22 protein-coding genes are annotated in these 21,266 nt (G+C 56.4%); 8 read left to right on the top strand and 14 right to left on the bottom strand.

The genetic code is table 11. The annotated features are described in order from the left end of the window. The first annotated feature begins 145 nt into the window (after nt 1-145). Genes WKI41_RS00880 through WKI41_RS00870 form a run of 3 tightly spaced genes read left to right on the top strand, consistent with a single transcriptional unit; the run spans nt 146 to nt 3,076 of the window. A complete protein-coding gene (locus tag WKI41_RS00880; RefSeq protein WP_340192289.1) occupies nt 146-1,600 on the top strand; it encodes a sensor histidine kinase in 1,455 nt (484 codons plus the stop codon). Next, a complete protein-coding gene (locus WKI41_RS00875) occupies nt 1,597-2,034 on the top strand; it encodes a response regulator (protein WP_340191647.1) in 438 nt (145 codons plus the stop codon). Before WKI41_RS00880 ends, WKI41_RS00875 begins: the two co-directional genes overlap by 4 nt. 13 nt (nt 2,035-2,047) lie before the next feature. Further along, complete coding sequence (locus WKI41_RS00870; protein ID WP_340191646.1) at nt 2,048-3,076, top strand: histidine kinase dimerization/phosphoacceptor domain -containing protein; 1,029 nt, start codon at nt 2,048-2,050, stop codon at nt 3,074-3,076. 19 nt (nt 3,077-3,095) lie between these two features. Here WKI41_RS00870 and WKI41_RS00865 read toward each other — a convergent pair whose 3' ends face one another. From WKI41_RS00865 to WKI41_RS00855, 3 genes are all read right to left on the bottom strand, one after another. After that, on the bottom strand, nt 3,096-3,842 hold the full coding sequence (locus WKI41_RS00865) for a L,D-transpeptidase (RefSeq protein WP_340191645.1): 747 nt from the start codon (nt 3,840-3,842) through the stop codon (nt 3,096-3,098). Between the two features lie 20 nt (nt 3,843-3,862). Next, complete coding sequence (locus WKI41_RS00860; protein WP_425340962.1) at nt 3,863-4,918, bottom strand: L,D-transpeptidase family protein; 1,056 nt, start codon at nt 4,916-4,918, stop codon at nt 3,863-3,865. A 154-nt stretch (nt 4,919-5,072) separates the two neighbouring features. Next, nucleotides 5,073-5,852, bottom strand: coding sequence for a 3-oxoacyl-ACP reductase FabG (locus WKI41_RS00855; RefSeq protein WP_340191644.1), 780 nt, complete (start codon nt 5,850-5,852; stop codon nt 5,073-5,075). 110 nt (nt 5,853-5,962) lie between these two features. Here WKI41_RS00855 and WKI41_RS00850 point away from each other — a divergent pair, with 110 nt between their 5' ends. Then, nucleotides 5,963-6,517 carry a DNA-3-methyladenine glycosylase gene (locus WKI41_RS00850; RefSeq protein ID WP_340192287.1) on the top strand — a complete coding sequence of 185 codons (555 nt, stop codon included), beginning with the start codon at nt 5,963-5,965 and terminating at the stop codon, nt 6,515-6,517. A gap of 316 nt (nt 6,518-6,833) precedes the next feature. Here WKI41_RS00850 and WKI41_RS00845 read toward each other — a convergent pair whose 3' ends face one another. The 4 genes from WKI41_RS00845 to queC all read right to left on the bottom strand — a co-directional run bounded on the left by WKI41_RS00845 (nt 6,834) and on the right by queC (nt 9,053). Next, complete coding sequence (locus tag WKI41_RS00845; protein ID WP_340191643.1) at nt 6,834-7,025, bottom strand: hypothetical protein; 192 nt, start codon at nt 7,023-7,025, stop codon at nt 6,834-6,836. 203 nt (nt 7,026-7,228) lie between these two features. Continuing rightward, nucleotides 7,229-7,978 carry a 7-carboxy-7-deazaguanine synthase QueE gene (queE, locus tag WKI41_RS00840; protein WP_340192286.1) on the bottom strand — a complete coding sequence of 250 codons (750 nt, stop codon included), beginning with the start codon at nt 7,976-7,978 and terminating at the stop codon, nt 7,229-7,231. Then, nucleotides 7,975-8,343 carry a 6-carboxytetrahydropterin synthase QueD gene (gene queD, locus WKI41_RS00835; protein WP_340191642.1) on the bottom strand — a complete coding sequence of 123 codons (369 nt, stop codon included), beginning with the start codon at nt 8,341-8,343 and terminating at the stop codon, nt 7,975-7,977. Before queD ends, queE begins: the two co-directional genes overlap by 4 nt. Beyond that, the gene (gene queC, locus WKI41_RS00830) at nt 8,343-9,053 is read right to left on the bottom strand and encodes a 7-cyano-7-deazaguanine synthase QueC (protein ID WP_340191641.1); all 711 of its coding nucleotides are present in this window, start codon (nt 9,051-9,053) and stop codon (nt 8,343-8,345) included. Before queC ends, queD begins: the two co-directional genes overlap by 1 nt. A 213-nt stretch (nt 9,054-9,266) precedes the next feature. On the opposite strand from queC, the gene WKI41_RS00825 reads away from it, so the two are divergent. The 3 genes from WKI41_RS00825 (at nt 9,267) to WKI41_RS00815 (ending at nt 13,325) form a co-directional block, all read left to right on the top strand. Continuing rightward, entirely contained in the window at nt 9,267-9,791 is a 525-nt protein-coding gene (locus WKI41_RS00825; RefSeq protein WP_340191640.1) for an RNA polymerase sigma factor, read from the top strand. Further along, nucleotides 9,788-10,738: a FecR family protein gene (locus WKI41_RS00820; RefSeq protein WP_340191639.1), complete on the top strand. Its 951-nt coding sequence runs from the start codon at nt 9,788-9,790 to the stop codon at nt 10,736-10,738. Before WKI41_RS00825 ends, WKI41_RS00820 begins: the two co-directional genes overlap by 4 nt. A gap of 91 nt (nt 10,739-10,829) precedes the next feature. Continuing rightward, the gene (locus tag WKI41_RS00815) at nt 10,830-13,325 is read left to right on the top strand and encodes a TonB-dependent receptor (protein WP_340191638.1); all 2,496 of its coding nucleotides are present in this window, start codon (nt 10,830-10,832) and stop codon (nt 13,323-13,325) included. Nucleotides 13,326-13,408: 83 nt separating this feature from the next. Here WKI41_RS00815 and WKI41_RS00810 read toward each other — a convergent pair whose 3' ends face one another. After that, nucleotides 13,409-13,876 (bottom strand): MarR family winged helix-turn-helix transcriptional regulator, encoded by a 468-nt coding sequence (locus WKI41_RS00810; RefSeq protein ID WP_340191637.1) that lies wholly within the window; start codon nt 13,874-13,876, stop codon nt 13,409-13,411. Between the two features lie 139 nt (nt 13,877-14,015). Here WKI41_RS00810 and WKI41_RS00805 point away from each other — a divergent pair, with 139 nt between their 5' ends. Then, a complete protein-coding gene (locus WKI41_RS00805) occupies nt 14,016-14,789 on the top strand; it encodes an alpha/beta fold hydrolase (protein ID WP_340191636.1) in 774 nt (257 codons plus the stop codon). 94 nt (nt 14,790-14,883) lie between these two features. Here the strand turns inward: WKI41_RS00805 and WKI41_RS00800 are convergent, their stop codons facing one another. From WKI41_RS00800 to WKI41_RS00775, 6 genes are all read right to left on the bottom strand, one after another. Continuing rightward, nucleotides 14,884-16,017, bottom strand: coding sequence for a Gfo/Idh/MocA family protein (locus tag WKI41_RS00800; RefSeq protein ID WP_340191635.1), 1,134 nt, complete (start codon nt 16,015-16,017; stop codon nt 14,884-14,886). 109 nt (nt 16,018-16,126) lie between these two features. Continuing rightward, nucleotides 16,127-16,888 carry a sugar phosphate isomerase/epimerase family protein gene (locus WKI41_RS00795; RefSeq protein WP_340191634.1) on the bottom strand — a complete coding sequence of 254 codons (762 nt, stop codon included), beginning with the start codon at nt 16,886-16,888 and terminating at the stop codon, nt 16,127-16,129. Between the two features lie 43 nt (nt 16,889-16,931). Beyond that, a complete protein-coding gene (locus WKI41_RS00790) occupies nt 16,932-18,020 on the bottom strand; it encodes an ABC transporter ATP-binding protein (RefSeq protein WP_340191633.1) in 1,089 nt (362 codons plus the stop codon). Nucleotides 18,021-18,024: 4 nt separating this feature from the next. Beyond that, a complete protein-coding gene (locus WKI41_RS00785) occupies nt 18,025-18,966 on the bottom strand; it encodes a carbohydrate ABC transporter permease (RefSeq protein WP_340191632.1) in 942 nt (313 codons plus the stop codon). Beyond that, the gene (locus tag WKI41_RS00780) at nt 18,959-19,861 is read right to left on the bottom strand and encodes a carbohydrate ABC transporter permease (RefSeq protein ID WP_340191631.1); all 903 of its coding nucleotides are present in this window, start codon (nt 19,859-19,861) and stop codon (nt 18,959-18,961) included. Before WKI41_RS00780 ends, WKI41_RS00785 begins: the two co-directional genes overlap by 8 nt. 137 nt (nt 19,862-19,998) lie before the next feature. Then, the gene (locus WKI41_RS00775; protein ID WP_340191630.1) at nt 19,999-21,234 is read right to left on the bottom strand and encodes an ABC transporter substrate-binding protein; all 1,236 of its coding nucleotides are present in this window, start codon (nt 21,232-21,234) and stop codon (nt 19,999-20,001) included. Nucleotides 21,235-21,266: the final 32 nt, after the last annotated feature.

Raw genomic sequence — 21,266 nt, 5'->3', positions numbered from 1 at the left:
TAAGGCTGCGGGAACTTGCATAAACAACAGGATAGGCATAGGTCGTTTTTCAACTGAGCATTGCGCCATGCCGGGCAACTGTGCCGATTGAGATGTGGGGACGTCATTGGTCAAACTCTCTCCCTTTGTCAGGCGAACGCTGGTCATGCTGGGGCTTGGAATAGCTCTGCTGATTGGAATGGTCGGAGCGTCGCTCTGGCTTGTTCAAAAAAATGATGACTACTCGCGTGAGACTGCAGAGCTGCGACGCATCCGCTCGGCGATCCTTGATGTACTCACCACAATCCAGGACGCGGAAACGGGACAGCGCGGATACATTCTGACACGTCGGGAAGACTATCTTGCTCCCTATAAGGAAGCCGTGCAGACGCTTGCGGAAAAGCGCGCTCGACTTGTGACGACTGTTCAGAACAAACCGATCTATTCTGGAAAACTTCCCGTTCTTCAGGCTGCCCTTGACGCCAAAATCGCTGAAATCGGTCGAACGATCGAGCTGGTCGATGCGGGAAGGGTCGAAGAGGCGATCAACATCGTCCGCGCCGATACGGGCCTTCTCTATATGCGCACGATCCGCGACACGCTGGATGAGTTCCAGGATGTCACGGATGACCGGCTGCGCATCATCGTTAACGACCAATTGCAAGCGGCAGACAATCTGCGTTGGGTAACGATCGGGGGCGCGATCGCCATCATCGCCGTCGTTGGCGGGGCTCTTTTCCTGATCGCAAAATACGTCGGCGAGTTGATGCGCTCGCGCGAGGAGGTCGATTCTCTCAATCGTGGTCTTGAAGAGCGCGTCAACGAGCGCACCCGCGACCTGATACGCGCCAATCAGGAAATACAACGTTTTGCCTATATCGTGACCCACGATCTGCGCGCGCCGCTCGTCAACATCATGGGATTCCTGTCAGAATTCGAAGCGTCGCTGAAGCCGATAGAAAGCTATGTGCTGGCGGATGGCGCCGCGCTTTCGGAAAGCGAGATCCGGGACGCAAGGCTGGCCGTCAAAGAAGATCTACCGGAGGCTATCGGCTTCATCCGCTCGTCCACTCGCAAAATGGACCAGTTGATCAACGCGATCCTGAAGATTTCGCGCGATGGCCGACGCAAGTTGCAGGCGGAGAAAGTTGATCTCAAGGAGCTACTGGCAACAGCGGGCGCGAGCGTTCAACATCAGGTTTCTGCTGTGGACGGCGAGATTGACGTCAATGTCCAACCCTTCACCGTTATCAGCGACAGGATTTCGCTTGACCAGATCCTCGGCAATCTTTTCGACAACGCGGTGAAGTATCAGATGAAGGGTCGACCACTGCACATCTCAGCGCGTATCCTGCCACAGGGACGCGGTATTGTGCGGGTCGACATCACGGATAACGGACGCGGTATCGCGGAAGAAGACCTGGAGCGGATTTTCGAACTCTTCAGACGTGCCGGCGATCAAGATCAGCAGGGCGAAGGCATTGGACTCGCACATGTGCGTTCGCTAATAAGAAATTTAGGCGGGGACATTACCGTCGCCTCGGAGCTTGGCAAGGGAAGTACATTCCATCTTACCCTGCCAACCGATCTGCGGAAAATCACACGAGGTAACGACATATGAAAACCACTGGCCAGGAAGTCACGATCGTCATGATCGAAGACGATGAGGGGCATGCCCGCCTTATCGAAAAGAACGTACGACGCGCTGGCGTCAATAACGAGATCGTGCCCTTCACGCTCGGCAACAAGGCGCTTGATTATATCCTCGGACCGGACCGTGACGGTCTCGTCAGCAAGGACCGCTATATTCTCGTCCTTCTTGACCTTAATCTTCCCGACATGTCCGGAATCAGGATATTGGAGCAGATCAAGAGCAACGAACATACAAAGCGTCTGCCTGTGGTGGTGTTGACCACAACAGACGACGAGACTGAAATCCAGAAGTGCTACGATCTCGGAGCAAACGTCTATATTACCAAGCCGGTCGATTACGAAGGCTTTGCAACCGCGATCCGAAACCTTGGCCTCTTCTTCTCGGTGATACAGGTTCCATAAAGGCGTAACGGCGGTGCATATACTTTATGTCGATGATGATCCCGCAGTCGCCCGGCTCGCTACACGCGTGCTGGGCCGGCACGGCGTTCAGGTCGATCATGCACCTTCCGTCACTCTCGGGCTTGAGAAATTCAACGCTGGCACCTTCGATGCCGTCGTGCTCGACCATTATTTCCATGGCGGCACCGGCCTGCAGTTTCTCAATGCCATCGGCGACCGGAGCCGCGATACGCCCGTCCTCTATGTGACCGGCGCCAGCGAAGCGCAGATCGCCATCGACGCGTTGAAGGCGGGCGCGGCGGATTACGTTATGAAGACGGTTGCCGACGACTTCTTCCCGCTGCTCCTGACCTCCATCGAACAGGTCTGCGCCAATTTTCAGCTTCGCAAAGAAAAGGAAGAGGCCGAACGTCTTCTCGTGCGGGCGAAGGAGCGCGCCGAGCTGATGGCCAAGGAGATGAACCATCGCATCGCCAACAGCCTCTCATTGGTCTCGGCGATGATCCGCATGCAGATGATCGCAGCCTCCAGCGAAGAGGCGCGCACGGTTCTATCGGAAACACAGAACCGAATTTCTGCAATCGCTGGCGTTCACCGCAGTCTCTATACCGCCGATAACATGGGTGTGGTGGATCTCGACGCCTATCTCTCCTCGATCATCAACGAGCTGGCAAAGTCCGGTCCGGACAATGAGCGCATCCGCATCAAGACGGAGATGGAAACGATCAGTGCCGCGCCCGACCAGGCGGTGGCTCTCGGCGTGATCGTGACCGAGCTTGCGACGAACTGTTTGAAATACGCCTATCCGACCGGCGATGGCGATATTCGTATCGCCCTGAAGAACCGCGAAGGCAAGCTGCAACTGACCGTCGAAGATGATGGCGTGGGCATGGGCAGCAAACCGAAGCCGCAAGGAACCGGGCTCGGCACAAAGCTCATCTCCGCCATGGCCCAGAGCCTCAAGGCGACAGTCGAGCAAAGCAGCGTTCAGGCGCATACCGGAACACGCATCTGCGTGGAATGGGAAGCGCCGCCAGCCTGATGCGGCGACGCTATTTCAATCAATAGGTGCCCGGCAAACCGGCAACGATCTGCGGCGCAGGCGCACCGGCGATCCCTTGCGAGGGTGCTGCCAGCGACGTTACGACGATCGGCGTACCGTCCGGCACGCGGTTGTACAGATCGACGATATCCTGGTTCATCAGACGAACACACCCAGATGAGACGGATTTGCCGATCGTCCACCACTCCGGCGAGCCATGCAGGCGATAGATCGTGTCGCGGCCATCCTTGAAAATATAGAGTGCACGTGCACCCAGTGGGTTCATCAAGCCGGGGGCCATACCGCCATTGGCGGAACTGTAAGGCTGAAGTTCCGGCTGACGGGCAATCATTTCATCCGGCGGTGTCCAGCGTGGCCACTGGCGCTTGTACTGGATGACACCCCTGCCCGCCCACTCGAAGCCTGCACGGCCGAGGCCCACGCCATAGCGCATGGCCTGATTATTCTCATAGGTCAGGTAGAGGAAGTGGTTCGCCGTATCGACGACGATCGTGCCGGGGCGTTCGCCGGTCGAGTTCTCGACCATCTGGCGATAGAAGCGCGGATCGATTTTCTGGTAAGGGATTGCCGGCAGCGGGAACTGCTCCTCCGGCTTGGGGCCATAGACCTCGGCGTAATAAGGATCGGTTCGCGGGCGCGTTTCTACCGTCTCGCGCGGCGTGGTCGTGCACCCCGCCAATGCCGTCAAGGCCAGTCCGCCGGTGCCGAACAAAAAGCTCCGGCGTGTCGTTTCATGCTTATTCAATCCAGATCCTCGTCAACAAATTATCGTGCGCCGGAAAAAGGGTCGGCAAGTGCCGCTTCCGGGCGGCTAATGGGGTATTTCGTTCCCGAAACGCGACCGGCCATATCCTTTGCACCGCTGTTTTTCAAAAGGGCGCGGAAGCTTGGATGCATGCCGCCATCGACATAAGCGTTCATCACGCTTGAAGTTCCACCGGCCATTGCAACATCGAGCTTCTGTTTCTCAGCATCGAGACGCGACGCGACCTGAGGGTCGAGCTGGTTGACAGACGGTGGGCAGGCAGCGAGAGGATCGGCCGGTTCGCCACCGGCAAATTCCGCATTGAATACATAACGACGGCCGCACACCGACACCTTCGGCTGCCGGCGGGTGACTTCGAAATAATCGTAGCCGTCCTTCAGCGTGCGCCAGAATGCGAAGTTCGGATCGTTCTTGTAGGCCGCCATATTTTTGGCCGTCATGCGAAACGGGTAGGCCTGAACCTGGAAGCGATCCTGACCACCCTTTAACGCACGCTCGACAATCGCATAAATCTCGCCGATTTGCGCGTCCGTCATGGCGTAGCAGCCAGACGAAGAGCAGGCGCCATGCACCATCAGGGCCTCGCCCGTGTAGCCAAGCGCCGATTCAAGCCGGTTCGGATAGCCGAGATTGAAGGAAACGTAGTATTGCGAGTTCGGGTTCAGCATGCTGGAAGACACGTGATAGAAGCCTTCAGGCGCCTGACGGTCCCCGCTCTTGGTCTTGGGACCGAGCTTGCCGGACCAACGGCACATTGGATAGCTTTTGAACAGTGCGTAGTTGCCGGTCTTGTCCACCTTCCAGACTTCGAGCTCGCTTTCCTGCTTGAAAATTCGCACGAGAACGGGGCTTTCCGGCTTCATACCCTTCGCAGACATCGCAGCGGCAACTTTAGAGGACAGCTTGGGCGGCTCTTTCGACGCGCTGTCAAAACCCATCGACGTGCAGGCAGCAAGCGACGCACACACCCCAATGACAGCTGCGGCTCTTGCCGATGCGATCATGATGTTTCGAAGCTTCGTCGCTGCGAAGCTCGATTTTGCCGAAGTGTTCATGGAACGTCTTGCCCGTCTCTTTGCCGTGTGCCTAACTAAAGAAGGTGACCACATGACGGCAATCACCCTATGGGACAAAGAGTCGTGAATTTACGTTACGAGTCCGTTAATCATAGACACACAAGGATGTGAGCGGGATGAGAGGGCTTCGTCGTTACCGCAACAGCCCCTGACCGCCATCGATCCAGACCGGCGTACCTGTGATATGGCGCGACTTGTCGCTCGCCAGAAACACCACGAGATCTGCAACGTCTTCGCTCAAACCTGCTTCGCCGCCGGTGATTGGAATGTCCCCTTCCGGCCATTCGACCGGGATTGCCGTTTCGTCCGAGCTGCGAATATGCGTGTTGTCGTCGATCTTGGTTTCGATTGCGCCGGGGCAGATCGCGTTTACGCGGATTTTGTACTGGCCGAGCTCGAGCGCCAACTGCTGCGCCATCGCAAGCTGTCCCGCCTTCGTCGCGGAATAGGCGGTGGCACCTGGCGACGTGAATGTGCGCGTACCATTGATGGACGAGATGATGACCACCGATCCGCCACCTGCGGCCTTCAGATGCGGCACCGTCTTGTGAAGGGTAAGGTACGTGCCCCGCAAATTGACGGTGATGGTCTTGTCCCACTCTTCCGGTTTCAAGTCGTCGATTGGCGCCCAAACGCCGTTGATGCCGGCGTTCGCGACAACGACATCCAAGCGTCCATGCTTCTCAATAAGCTGGATGATAGCTTGCTCCATGCCAGCTTCATCCGCCACGTCGGCGACGAGCGTCACAGCTTTGCCGCCTTGCGCATCGATATCCGCTACGAGCTTGTCGAGTTCATCGGCTGTGTGACCGAGCGCGCCTATGACGTAGCCATCCTTGGCAAGAGCCAGGGCCGAGGCTCTACCGATGCCTGATCCAGCGCCAGTAACGAGTGCAACTTTTTCCTGCGCCATGGTGGCCTCCTGTTGATGATGGTCAAGTCTTGGCCCAGATCAGTGGCCTCACCCGCAAACTATATAAAAAACAGGTTGTTCCCGTCGCATTCGCGCGTCACCATGCTCGAATGGAAAAGGATTTCTTCGAGCGGGATGCGGTGGTTGTCGCCAAGGCGATGATCGGCATGGAGTTTCGGTTTCACAATACAGGCGGCATCATCGTCGAAACGGAAGCGTATAGGTCTGACGACCCCGCCTCGCACAGCTTCAATGGACCAACGTTGCGCAATCGCGTTATGTTCGGTCCGTCAGGACACCTCTACGTCTACCGTTCTTATGGGATTCACTGGTGCGCCAACATCGTTTGCACGGCAGGTTCAGCCGTGTTGATCCGCGCGCTGGCCCCGCAAACCGGTGTGGAGCTGATGAAAAGGAGGAGGGGAACCGCCGTGTTGCGGAACTTGTGTTCTGGTCCTGGAAAACTCTGCCAGGCTCTCGCTATCACCGGCGATATCGATGGGGTTTCGGTCCTGGAGCAACCCTTCCTTTGTCGGTCGGGCGACCCAGAGGCAGAGATTGCCTCCGGACCCCGCATAGGAATAAGCAAGGCAATCGATTTGCCGTGGCGTTTTGGATTGAAAGGCTCGCCACATCTCAGCAAGCCATTCAAGGCGCTCGCTTAAACCACCAGCGGTGGCTCATCATTCTCGTCGGGATTGGGGTTGGGCACCTCGTCCGGAAGACGGTCGGGCTCCGGCTCTTGCACGGGAGGGACCTCGGGCTGTGGTGGAATGGGAGGGATTTGAGGATCTGGCTCTGTCGGGACAATACCCATCGCGTCGTATCTCCAAATGTTTGCGGGCAGCTTGCCCCTCGAAATCGCCGTCCGGTCCACTTAGTTCGCCGGATCAGTCCATTCTTAAGACCGAGCTGCCCGCTCTCGTGACATGACGTGATAACGCCGAAGTATGGGGTCGGGTTGCGCGCTATTTTGCAGGCTCAGACGAAGCCGAGTGAACTGCGCGCGATTTCCCGCTGATCGCCGTAGTCGCGTGTATGGGCGTCGTGGCCATATTCGTGTGCGGCATTAGTCAACTGCAAGTCGGGAACCTGAAGCAGGGCATCGGCATAAGTGCCAGTCTCCTCGTCGTTCTCAACAATCACATGAGCTGGCTTCAAAAAATCGAACATGGCTTCCTCCCATTCGAAGTTCCTAACTAACGCATCAGCCGACGCTACGTTCCTCCTCATAGCGGCAAACCATGTCCGTCAGGGACTAACTCTACTACACTTTAATTTGACGAATCGTTATGAGGCAGACGCACATTGTAGCAGTCGCGACTTTGACCGAGCCGCGACGTCAGAGAGGGATCAGGGCTATGGCGCTAAGTAGATCAGACGCCGCGGCGATTGCCCCAGAGCAAAACATGGAGTTGAGGCAAAACGCGTGCCTCGAACCAGCGCTCAGATGCAACCTTTTCCACCAGCCACAACATGCGATCCATGATGCCGTCGACATCCACCCGCGCGTCATCGTCATCGGGTGGTGGCGGCGTGTGATTACCAGGTTGGAGATAGACAGGAAGTGCCGGGAAGCGCGAAGCCGCGTCTCGCGCATAGGCAAAATCGGCGTCATCAAAAACGACGATCTTTAGTGCCAGCTGAGGTCCCTCTGCGGCAGCCTTCAGACAATCTTCGAAAGCCTGCCAATCCGCTTCCATACCGCTTGATGGTGGCTTTGGGCTGAGCACGAGGTAATCCAACTCCGCAAACCAGTCCTTAGAGACGCTGCCCTGCGTCTCCAGCGCAAAGCGATATCCCTTACTCTTTCCCTTCCTGATCAAAGGTCCGAGCGGCTGGATCGCCGGATTGCCACCGGAGAGCGAAATGGTCAAAGGTTTACCGCCAGAGAGTTTCTCGACCTCCGCCCAAATTGCCTCGACGGAAAGCGGCTTCCAATCCTCTCGATAGTTGCTATCCACCGCATGCAGCGTATCGCACCAGGCGCAGCGATAATCGCAGCCACCTGTGCGGACAAAGACGGTTGGAAGGCCGATCAGCAACCCCTCGCCCTGAATGGTCGGACCGAAGATTTCGCTTATCCGGATCGGCAGTTCGCGTGGCGCGTCCACAGCCGCGTTCATCGCAAAGCCGCCGGCCGGTACTCTGCCCATGTCTTGGCAGTCTCGCTGACACGCACCGCACTCGTCTCGGGCAGTCGCTCCTTGCACCACTCGTAGAAATGCTGGGCCAGCCGCTCCGCCGTGACCATGTCATGTCCAAGAACATCGTTCAGATGCCGATGGTCGAAGCAGTCGTCGATGTAACGCTTCAGCGGCGCCAGCTCGTGATAATCGCGAACGAAGCCGTGCTCGTTCAACGCCTCGCCGGAAAGCTCTACCTCGACGATATAGTTGTGACCATGCAGCCTGGCACATTGATGATCGGCAGGCAGGCCTTTCAATTGATGAGAGGCGGAAAAATGAAACTCCTTGGTGATGCGAAACATCAACGAACCTCCCGCGCCGCATAGGCACTGGTGGCGGCCACCCAGAAATCCGGGTCTTCGTAATCGGTTGGGTCTGGCACGCCCGCGAGATGAAACGCTTCACGCCGCTCGACACAGGTACCACAGCGCCCGCAGTGGCGCTCGCCACCCTTGTAGCAAGACCAGGTTTCTGCGAAGGGCGTTTCATGCTTTGCCCCATCGGCAACGATATCCGCCTTGGAGACCATGACGTAAGGTGCGTAAAGCTCCACCTTGGCATAGCCCTCTAACGCGTGTGCTTGCATAGTGTTGAAGCTGTCGATGAAGCCCGGTCGGCAATCCGGATAGATGAAGTGGTCGCCGCCATGAACAGCAATCGCCACCGCATCCGCTTGCTGCGCAGCCGCCAGACCGAAGGCGATGGTGAGCATGATCGCATTGCGGTTCGGCACGACGGTGGAACGCATGGTCTCCTCCGCGTAGTGCCCATCCGGCACCTCGACATCGTCAGTCAAGGCTGAGCCGGTGAGATGAGCACCGATGGTGCGAATGTCGATGATGTGATGCGGCACACCAAGGCGGGTGGCACAGGCGCCAGCATAGTCCAGCTCTTTTCTGTGCCGCTGGCCATAATCGAAAGACAGCAGAGCAAGCAGTTCGTGTTCCGCAGCAATTCTGTGCGCAAGCGAAACGGAGTCCAATCCGCCAGAGCAGATGACGATCGTCTTCATAATTTGAGATCCCTTGTTTTGACCGGGTGGGCTGCGACCGGATTACGGCTGGGCTTCTAGAGCAAAGGATAGGGATTGTGAAGCCGTAAAAGCCCAGCGACTCGCTCCAAGGGTGAACAATGAAATAACATGAAATTTTTAGTCATATTTAATTGCCGACGCGCTATTTCCGTTCTATGAGAGCCCAACTCAGCGAATAGTCGGATACCACCCATGTGGAGCAAACCTGCTTCTCAGTCTCAGATCAACGCGGCAATGGAAGCCTATTATGATGACCTTTGCCACGCTATGCGCAAGCGAGGACACACGCCTCTCGGTTCGCAAGATATAGTTCACGATATTTATGTGCGGCTGATGGGAAAACCGCGACTGCCGGAAAACCAGTCGGCGGTAAAAGCATTCCTCATTCGCGCCTGCATCAATCTGGGCATAGACCACTTCAGAAGGGCAAACTTCGAAAAGCGACTGTTCGCTGGTAACTCCGAAGAGGCCGTAACTGTAGCGGACGCTCGCCAGAGTGCTGAAGACGCCGCCGACATTGGCCTGAGGCTCGTCATTCTGGAACAGGCAATTATGGAGTTGTCTTTGCAGCGTCGCCGGGTGTTTCTCGCAAGTGTAGTCGGAGGGCTGGCATCGACTGAGATCTCCGAGAAGAGTGGACTCACGAAGAATATGGTCGACCGCCATTTGCGAAAGGCTTATTTGCACTGCCTCCAACGACTGGAGCCAACACTTTGACGGATCGCACAGATCTTACGGGCAACGCCGAAGAGGAGGCAATCGACTGGCTTCTGAAATTGCGAGACCGGCCAGACGACGAAGAGTTGAAAAAGGATTTCGACGCCTGGTTAGCCAAAGACCAAAGCAATGCGAAAGCCTATGAACGTGTGCATTGTCTCGTAGGCGATGTGAAGCGGCTCTCGGCGGCGCAAAGCGACTTTGCATTCCCTCTTCCGTCCAAGCCACCTTCGAAGACGGTTCTCCCCTGCATCATTGTCATGACTGGGATGGCTGCGGGTTCGTATCTCTACATGTCGGATACGCTGATAAACTTACGGGCCGATCACGTCACGGACGTTGCTCAGCGAGCATCCTTCAGAGCCCCTGACGGTTCCAACCTCGTGCTGAACGCCGACTCAGCGATTGCGTTTCAGTTTTCGCAACACGAACGGCGTGTCATTTTGATGCGTGGCGAGATGCTTGTCGACGTGATGCCAGACCCGACAAGGCCCTTCGTCGTCGAGGCCGACGGTGCGACCGTGACAGCTTTGGGCACAGCCTTCGACGTTAACATGCTGGAGAGCGAAACAAGGGTTGCTGTCATCAGGCACAGTGTCGCTGTGCGCCTTAACGATGAGCATCAGGTGAAAGTCGTCAAGGAGAACGAGGGCGTTAATTTTGCTTCAGCCTCCGGAATTAGCGAGACTTTTCCTGTCGACCCAACGTCCGTCACTGAATGGGAAAGCGGCAGGTTGGTATTCGACGAGCAGCCTCTTCCGGACGTTATCGAGACCGTCGGTAGGTACTTGCCGGGAAAGATCCTGGTCGCAAACCGCGAACTGCGTAGCAAAATGGTCTCTGGGACCCTCGATATGAGCGATCCTCACAAGGCTCTTCAGTCTTTCGCCAAAGCGTTTGATATCAAGCTGTTGAAGCTCACGCCCTACCTCACGATCCTGCGCTGATATCGCCAGCAAAAAAATCTTAAAAAGATGTCCCAAATACTCATGTTCATTCGTACCGGGGATGAAAACATCCAATATCCGGAGACTCCCCATGAACCGTGGACACCTGAATATTCGACCGGGACGCCCAAGCTATATCTTGCCGACGTTGCTTATTGGTTTTGCGCTTGGGGTTGGGTGCAATGCCTTTGCAGAGCCAGCGAAGATGGATGCGTTTGACATTCCAGCAGGTTCTCTTAGCTCGGCGATCAACCGCCTAGGCTCTCAATCGGGGCTGCAGATTCTTTTCGATTCTTCGATTATGACAGGCAAGACGAGCCCGGAGATCAAAGGGCAGATGGACGTGCGTCATGCGCTTGAAGCGCTATTGTCGGGCAAGGGATTGGCCTATCGATACATCTCTGTGGATACTATCAAGATCGAGCCGGCATCGGAGCCAGTCCAGCCTCCACCACCAGACGGAGCTACCACACTTAAGACAATCGTGATCAGAGGTCGGCAGTTCAACGAAAGTGCGCCGGGCAATGCCGCATATGACTCAGCCGACATTGAACGTTCCCAAGCCAGTACGCTTCCGCAATTGTTACAAAGGACACCTGGGGTGGCGACCGCAGGCGGCGTAAGATTGCAAGGGCAGACAACGGTGATCCGCGGGTTTGCGAGACCATCAGATACCAGGGTGTTGCTGGACGGTGCTCCGAAAAATTTCGAACTTTACGATCAGGGTTCCATTTTCATTGAGCCGGAAATCCTGAAGAGCGTCGAACTTCAGAAGGGTGCAACATCAGTTCGCTACGGAAACGGCGGCTTTGGCGGCACCATTCTGATGGAAACGAAGACAGCAAAGGACATGCTGAAGCCCGGCCAAAGCTTTGGAGGGTGGACGAAAGGAAGCTACCACACCGCCAATAATCAGCGAACAGGGAGTGTCATGGTCTATGGGCAATCAGATTTTAACACGCCAGTAACCTATGACGGGCTGATGTCTGGAACCTGGCGCAAGAGCGGCAACATGCGCGTGGGCGGTGGAGAGGTTTACGACGCATCAAATGACCGGCTCACAACATTCACTGCCAATGGCGGCGCTGCTTACGAAGGTCACGAAATCCGCGCTTCCCTTACCTACGGACGCTCCGATGATTGGGGGCCAGTGGCAGCCGTTCGTGGCGATCTTGCCGTGAGTCAGTCCAGTATCGATCGGTACGGAAGGCAACAGGCACGACTGCGTGCGTTGGCTGCTCGCGATTTAGACGATTTTTCGGCCACGCTCAAATACCGCTATGACGGCGAAAGCGACCTCGTGAATTTCAAAGCAATGGCAAGCTTTTCTTCCACGAGCCTCCATCGCACGCGGCCCATCATCCCGGGATTTACACCCGGCGCTTCGCTTGGCGGCCAAGAGAATGACGCCCAATACTCCGACCTCAAGTTTGAGGTAGAGAACACGTCCAGGCTTGAAATACTGAATGCTCCGCACGTCTTGAACTATGGCATCCAGATCGGCATGCATGATCGTGACGCATGGATGTACGACGTCGCAAACAGCAGCAATCCAAGCTACAACTACGGCTACTATGCGTCCTGGATCGTGCCTGAAGGCACACAGACATCGATCTCAGCCTTCATTCGTGATGAAGTCGAAGTCACGGATGGCTTCTTCATCACCCCGGGACTTCGCTTCGACCACGTGAGAATGGAAGGCAAACCGAATGCTGCTCCAAGATACAACAACCCCTTGGCGGGACATGATTACTCGGCGGTTTCCTACAATGGCTTTACCCCAGCCCTGAGCGGCCGTTGGGAAGCGACGCCTTCTACAACACTTTTTCTCGACTGGGCCTACGCGATGCGAACCCCCATTATCGATGAACTCTATTCGTCGCAAAGCATAGCAACGAAAGCATCTGCAACATCAAGAGATCTTCTTCCGGAACGCAATAACTCCTTCAATGTGGGTGTCTCGCAAGAGTTTTACGATGTGTGGAGTTCAGGGGATACTCTAACTGCCTCGGTATCGGGTTTTTACAATCACGTTACCGATCCCGTCACCAGACGATTTGGTAGTGCCAATCTGGCAAATGTGACAGGTCCTGTACCCTTCTATTGGAACACGCCATCCTATCGTATCTACGGCGTTGAAGTGAAAGCGAATTATGAATCGGACACCGTGTTCGGCAGCCTCGGTCTTTCCATCATGAATGGCTCACGCAAGGGCGCGATCAACGACATTTACGGCGGCAAAACTTATCCCGGCGATATGGCTCCGCTCACTGTGAATGCTTCGCTAGGTTATCGAATTCCAGACTCCGAACTGTCACTGCGCTGGACGGGCCAGTTCGTCGCCGAACAGAAGCACACACCTTACTATCAAGGTACCGGGTACTTTTACGCCAGGCCTGAAAGCGGAGGCTATGCCGTCCACGGACTTCTCCTGGAATGGACACCTAAGGAAGGGTTTATGGCAGGAACGGAAGTCAGAGCAGGCGTCGAAAACATCTTTGATAAGTTTTACAGCCCTTATCTCGCCGACGGCGTATCGGCGATGGCGGGCAGAAACTTCACGCTTTCGGTCAGCCGAAAGTTCTAAATGCACACAAGGGACGAGGCGCGCATCCCCAATTGGGATGCGATCCACCATCACCGTTCATCCAACCAGCCGTTCTAAGAAATTCACGCAGGCTCGTCCCATCCGCCGATCTGTGAATAAATGGCGTTTCGCAGGCCTCGCACGTCGCGGTTCAGTGCCGCGAGCGCTTCTGGCGTTTGGGTAGACGCGGCCAGCAGCGTGTCGCTCAGGCACCCCGCCTTGTGCTGCAGCGCCCTACCCGCATCGCTCAATGCGATGACGACCTGGCGCTCATTGCTGGCGTTTCGCGTTCTTTGTACCAGACCGGATGCTTCCAGACGCTTGAGGAGCGGCGTGAGGGTGCTGGATTCGAGCGCCAGCGACGCCGCGATCGCACCGACCGTCTGCTCGTCTCTGCTCCATAGAACGTTAAGCACGAGGTACTGGGAATACGTCACACCTAGCTCATCGAGAAGCGGCTTGTACGCGCGCTGGATAGCAATGCCCGCGCTGTAGATCGCATAGCAAAGCTGGTCGCTGAGGGGGGGCGGATCGTTCTTCTTGGTGGCCATACTAGACTCCTTTCCCTTTATATACAGATCCTTACGACAAAAACCAATATCGCGATAATTAATATGTTGACGATCTAATCAATCCATGCAAACTATAGTTATCGCAATAATTATTATCACCGTCTTAAAGGAGCAAATGATGAAGACCTTGACCGTTGCCGCCACCGCCATCGCAGCCGCCGCATCTGCCAATGCCTCGGATATCATCCCTCAGAACCAAGCCGTTAAGAATGTCGTTCTGGTTCATGGCGCCTTCGCCGATGGTAGCGGCTGGAGAGGTGTTTATGAGAACCTGACGAAGCGCGGTTATCGCGTCAGTATCGTGCAGAACCCGCTCACCTCCCTGGAAGATGATGTTGCGGCAACCAAGCGCGTGCTGGAGCGGCAGGACGGACCTACGATCCTGGTTGGTCATTCGTGGGGAGGCACGGTCATTACTGAGGCTGGCATTGATCCCAAAGTGGCGGGCCTGGTCTACATCTCCGCCCTTTCGCCGGATGCTGGCGAAACCACGGCTGAACAGTATGAGGGATTCGCGCCAGCAACCGAGTTTGTTCTGGATATCACCAAGGATGGATACGGCTATGTCAACCGCGACAAGTTCAAGGCTGGCTTCGCCCATGATGCCAGCGATCAGGACGTCGCCTTCATGCGTGACTCTCAGGTGCCGATCAACATGTCGGCCTTTTCGACCAAGCTGAAGAACGCCGCATGGCGCACCAAGCCCAGCTGGGCAGTCATTGCCACAGAAGACAAGGCTTTCGATCAGGCCATGCTGATCCACATGGCCGAGCGCATCAACGCCAAGATAACCAAAGTTTCGGCAAGCCACGCACTGTTCATGACCCAGCCGGAGGTCGTATCCGACACCATCGACCAGGCAGCCAAAGCCGTATCCGCCAAACAGAAGTGAGATGAAAGAGAACAGCCACCGGGATGGAATGACCATCCCGGTGGCTATCGTTTCTTCGCAAGACCGCGAAAGACGTATTTCAATTTTGCCGATGTTACCGCAGCAGCGATTGTGCTTCTTCGATACCAAGGGCTGCGGGCTGGGTGCAGGTGGTCGTCAGCTCGATGAAGCGGCCCTCTTCGCCCGACTTCAGGATCGAGGTCATGACGTCGATGCCGTGCAGCGAACGCTCCAGCGAGCAGCGGGCATCGCGGCCTTCGATCAGTGCCATCGCCATGTCGGCGAGGCCAGCTGTGCGATAGTTGGCGCGCGGGCCGTTGGGGCTTTCCTGGTTGGATATACCGAACGGGTGCTCCCAGTCTGCGAGCGGCTTGATATCCTTATCACGGCCACTGGCTTCGACCACGCCGCCGAAGAAGTTCGGGTCCGGCACATAGATGGAGCCTTCAGTGCCATAAAGCTCCATATTGGCGTGACGATGCGACCAGACGTCCCAGCTGGCAGACAGCGTAATGGTCGCACCATTGGCGAATTCCAGGAGCGCGTGGATGTTCGTTGGCGTTTCAACAGGGATCACCTGGCCGTTCAGCGGCTGGCTGGTCACGGTACGGGTTGGATTTGCCATGGATGTCAAGGCGCCGACGCGCTTTACCGGGCCGATCAGGTTGATGAGGTTCGCAATATAATAGGGCCCGAGATCAAGGATCGGACCACCGCCCTGCAGGAAGAAAAAGCCAGGGTTGGGGTGCCACATTTCCATGCCGGGGCTCATCACATGGCATGTGCCCGAAGTGACGCGGCCAATGCCGCCTTCGTCGATGTGCTTGCGGGCTAGCTGATGCGCACCACCGAGGAAAGTGTCTGGGGCGCAACCGACTGCGAGGTTCTTTTCCTTCGCAATGCGGCGCAGTTCTTCGCCTTCTTCCAGGCTTAGAACAAGCGGCTTTTCCGAATAGACGTGCTTGCCGGCTTCGAGAATGGCCTTGGACACCTCGAAGTGTGCTGCCGGAATGGTGAGGTTGACGACGACGTCGATCTCGTCATTCGCCAGCAGTTCCTCGATGGACTGGGCCTTGACGCCGAATTCCTCGGCGCGCAACTCTGCCGCACTCCGGTTCAAGTCCGCGCAGGCGAGCACCTTCAGCCCCTTGAACAAGGGAGAGAGCGAAAAATAGGTGGTCGAAATATTGCCGCATCCAATGATGCCGACGCCAAGTTCCTTGGCCATAATGGGTGACTCCGAATGGTCGATTTGGGAGCATGTCCAGCACGAGATCCCGGCTGGACATGCGGGGATGGAAAGCGATTGTGGTGAACTTTCGCTCACCGCAAATTAATCAGTAGGTGTTGAAGGACGCGATAGAGCGTGTAATCAGACGATCGGCGTCGCTTGGATTGTCATGCTCGACAACGTAGTACTTTACGGCCGAGTTCTTCAGCGCAGCGACCAGCGCCTTCCAGTCAACGGTGCCGTGACCGACATCGGACCAGCCATCCTCGTCCTTGTTTTCGCCAGCCGGTGCAATGTCCTTCACGTGGACTGCAGTGATGCGCTTGCCGTAGCTTTCGATCCAGGCGAGCGGATCAGCATTGCCGCGAATGATCCAGGCAATGTCTGCTTCCCACTCCAGATCGGGACCGCCCGCAAGAATCTGTTCCTGCGGTGTTGAGCCGTCTTCCAGCGTCACAAATTCGAAGTCGTGATTGTGCCAGCCGAAGGAAATGCCGGCATCACGGTAAGGCTTGCCTGCTTCTTGAAGACGCTTGCCGAAGGCGAACCATCCGGCGGCATCACTTGGGCGCTGATCGGGCATGAGGTAAGGGCAATAGATTGCTTGTACGCCAAGCGTCTTGGCGACCTTCAGCGACTGCTCACGATCTTTCTCCAGCATGTCGAGACCGAAATGGCCTGTCGGCATGGTCAGACCATTGGCATCGAGATCGGCACGCAGTTCCTTGAGTGCGGCCTCATCCATGTTGGCGTAGATACCGCCAAAGCCTTCGACGTGGGAATAGCCTGCGGCAGAAAGCTTCTTGAGAATATCGGAAAGCGGCGGGAAATTGCGCGCGCTGTAAAGTTGGAAGCCGAGTTTTGTCATATGTCTCTCCTGACATTTGGCTCTAATGATGAAGATGAGAGGGTCAGATGCGGTCTTCCGTAGCCGCATCGAAAAGGGACGCCATGGTCATGTCGAAACCGAGTTTAACCTTGGTGCCGGGGGCAAAACGCCGATGGCCGCCGACGCGCACCGAGATCGTATGGCCAGCATGTTTCAACCAGATGAGGTTGTCGGCACCCATCGGTTCTTCGATGTCGACCACGGCCTCATGCACCTCACCGCCGGTAATATCGGCGTCCACACGGATATGTTCGGGTCGTACGCCCAGAACCGCGGGCTTGCCGGCGGTCAGCGCAGCGGTCGCCTCATAACCGTCGAGGCTGAAGCTGACGCCGTTGGTCATGAAGACGACTTTGCCATCCTTCTCCGCCAATTCGCCACGCAAGAAGTTCATCGACGGCGAACCGATGAAGCCGGCAACGAAGAGGTTCTTGGGGCGGTTATAGATCGAGACCGGATCGTCCAGCTGCTGGATGACGCCGGCTTTCATAATGGCGATGCGGTCGGCGAGTGTCAGCGCTTCGATCTGATCATGCGTGACATAGATCATCGTGTTCTTCAGCGACTGGTGCAGGCGCTTGATTTCCACACGCAGTTCGGAGCGCAGTTTGGCGTCGAGGTTCGACAGCGGTTCGTCAAAGAGGAACACATCCACATCGCGCACCAGTGCACGACCGATGGCCACGCGCTGGCGCTGGCCGCCCGACAGTTCCGCAGGCTTGCGCTTCAGAAGAGGCTCGATCTGGAGAATGCCCGCAGCTCTTTTGACGCGCCGGTCGATCTCATCCTTAGGTACCTTGGCGACTTGAAGGCCAAAGGACAGGTTCTTCTCGACCGTCATTTGCGGGTAGAGCGCATAGGACTGAAACACCATACCGATGCCACGATCCTTCGGCTCTTCCCAGGTGACGTTGCGGTCCTTGATGAATATCTGGCCTTCGGTCGGTTCCAGCAATCCGGCGATGCAGTTGAGCAAGGTGGACTTGCCGCAGCCGGAGGAACCGAGAAGCACGAGAAACTCGCCGTCATAGATATCGAGATTGAGCGTGGACAGCACGTTGACCGCGCCGAACGACAGGGACAAATCTTGAATGGAAACGCTTTTATTCATGAACTTACCCTTTGACTGCGCCTGCGGCGATACCGCGCACAAAAAGTCGGCCTGAAACGAAGTAAACGAAAAGAGGAACAGCGCCGGTCAACAGGGTAGCGGCCATGTTGACGTTGTATTCCTTCACGCCCTGAACCGAGTTGACGATGTTGTTCAGTTGAACCGTCATCGGATAGTATTCTGGCCTTGTGAACACGACACCGAAGAGGAAGTCGTTCCAGATGCCGGTGACCTGAAGGATCATCGCGACGACGAAGATAGGCAGCGACATGGGCAGCATGATGCGGAAGTAGATCTGCCAGAAATTGGCGCCGTCGATGCGCGCCGCTTTGAAGAGTTCTTCCGGCAGCCCGGCGAAATAGTTGCGGAACAGCAGCGTCAGGATCGGCATACCGAAGATGGTATGAACCATGATCAGACCCGTTAGCGTGCCATAGATGCCCATTTCGCGAAGCACGATCACGATCGGATAGATCATGACCTGATAGGGAATGAAGGCACCGATGATCAGGACCGAAAAGAAGAATTCGGAGCCCTTGAACTTCCAGTTGGCAAGCGCATAGCCGCTGATCGATGCAATCAGGATCGACACGACGGTGGACGGAACCATGATGCGCACGGAATTCCAGAAGCCCCGCGACAGACCGTCGCAATTAAGACCGGTACAGGCATTGGCCCAGGCCTTGACCCACGGCTCGAACGTGATTTCCACCGGTGGCGCGAAGATATTGCCAAGGCGGATTTCCGGCATGCCCTTCAGCGAGGTGACGATCATGACGTAGAGCGGCAGCAGATAGTAGAGTGCTGCAACGATGAGCGTTCCGTAAAGGATGATGTTGCGGCGCGACAGCGTCTTGCGGGGTTTACGACCGCGCGGACCGCTCAAGCGGTCCGAAACTGCGTCGGCACCGGCGGCAACGGTGTTGAGAGTGCTGATGTTAGCCACGCTTGCGCCCTCCGAATTCGAGATAGGCCCATGGAATGATGATGATGGCAACAGTGAGCAGCATCATGGTGGAGGCGGCAAAGCCCTGACCCAGATTCTGCGCCTGGAACATGTAGTCATAGACATATTTCGCCGGCACTTCGGAGGCGATGCCCGGACCGCCGCTGGTTTGCGCCACAACGAGGTCGTAGACCTTGACGATTCCGCTGGCGATAATGACGAGCGTGGTGATGAAGACGGGACGCATCATCGGAATGACGATGAGCAGGTAGGTCTTCCACATGGGGATGCCATCCACGCGCGCTGCCTTCCAGATGTCCTCGTCGATACCGCGCAAGCCTGCCAGCATCAGACACATGACGAGCCCCGTGCCCTGCCAGAGAGCAGCGATCAGGATGCCATAGATGACGATCTGTGAATTATACAGCGGATCGAAGGTGAAGCTCTCCCAACCCATGGAGCGCACGACCGACTGGATGCCAAATTCCGGATTGAGCAGCCACTGCCAGACGAGGCCCGTTACAATAAATGATAGGGCAAACGGGTACAGAAAGATCGTTCTGAAGGTGTTCTCGAAGCGGATCTTCTGATCCATCAGCGCGGCAAGCACGAAGCCAATCACGAGACTGAAGATAAGCGATAACACGCCATAGATGGCAAGGTTCTGGATCGAAACGATCCAACGCGGTGCGGCCCACAAGCGCTCATACTGATCGAAACCGACAAAGGTCGTTCTCGGCAGGAGCTTTGAGTTTGTAAATGAATAAACGATCGTCCAGATCGTGCCGCCCAGAAAAATGACCATCGACGTCAAGATCAAGGGGATGGAGGCAATCTTCGAATTCAGATTGCGGAATAGCTGATTTGGACGTCCCGAATGGCTCTTTACGGCCATGTGCCCTCCTATCAATCGTTGCTCCGGACATCGATCAAGCAATATCGCAAGGATATCCGGTCAGGCGCGATCAAGCGCCTGTCGAAAGGTCGCGAGATCGGCGGGCAATGGGCCCGCCGATCAGATGCGATTGATAATCAGTCTGCAGAAGAGATGATCTCTGCAAAGCGCTTCTGCGCCTGCTCAGCCGTCATGGACTCGCTGGCAAAGAACTCAGCCATCAAGTCTTCCTTCTGCTTCTGCGAGTCGGTCGAAATGAGCTGGTCGGTGCTGGTCAGCGCGTTGCCCTTGGAAAGGATTTCGAGGCCCTTCTTCATGCAGTCATTGGCTGCGTTGAGATCGACGTCACCGCGAATGGGAAGCGAACCCTTCTTCAGGTTGAACGCAACCTGCGTCTTGGGGTCGACGATCGTCTCGGCCAGAACTTCCTGCGCCTTGGACTTTGCTTCATCCTTCAAGAGCGGGAAGTAGAATGCGTCGCCACCCGTCGTCAGATATTCATTGAGACCCAGGCCCGGCAGGCAAGAATAATCCGTTCCCGCCTTCTGGCCAGCGAGCTGGAACTCGCCTTGCGCCCAGTCACCCATGACCTGACCGCCGGCCTTGCCGGTGATGACCATGTTTGTCGCCTGGTTCCAATCCTGGACATTGGAGCCCTTGGCAAGCTTACGCGCTGCATCGGCAGCAGCGAAAATCTTTGCCATTTCCGGTCCGGCAGCAGCCTCCGCATCCTTGTCCTTGTAGACCTTCTCGTAGAGATCCTTACCGCCAAGAGACAGAACCAGCGTATCGAACAGGCCGTTGGCCTGCCAGGCTTGACCACCAAGCGCCAGCGGCTGAATGCCGGCCTTCTGAAGTGCGGGCCCGGCTGCGATGAACTCGTTCCAGTTCTTCGGGACTTCGACGCCAGCCTTCTTGAAGGCTTCGTTGGAAAGCCACAGCCACTGCCAGGAGTGAATGTTTACCGGTGCGCAATAAATCTTGCCGTCGATTGTGCAGCTGTCGAGCAGGCTCGCGGGCTTGATCACGTCTTTCCAGTTGCCCTTAGTGGCAACGTCGGTCAGATCGCGCATGAGACCGGCCTGAACAAGCTCTTCAGCCTGACGTCCATGGTTGAACTGGGTGGCGCCCATCGGGTCACCGCCGGTAATGCGGCTGATCATGATCGGGCGAGCAGTGCCGCCGGAACCTGCAATCGCGCCGTCCACCCACTTATTTCCGGTGGCATCAAATGCTTTGGCCAGTTCGGCCACCGCAGCAGCTTCGCCGCCCGATGTCCACCAATGCGTTACTTCAAGATCTGTCGCTCCGGCTATACCCGCCGGTAGCATAACAGTTGCCGCCAAAGCGGCCAGAATAGAACGATTGCGCATGAGTCTCCTCCCTCACTGAAACGTTGCCGTAA

The sequence above is a fragment of the Agrobacterium larrymoorei genome, assembly GCF_037722385.1.
In the GTDB taxonomy this organism is placed as follows: domain Bacteria; phylum Pseudomonadota; class Alphaproteobacteria; order Rhizobiales; family Rhizobiaceae; genus Agrobacterium; species Agrobacterium larrymoorei_C.
Note: the sequence above shows the minus strand (reverse complement) of the source record. Positions and strands in the feature narration are given on the sequence as shown.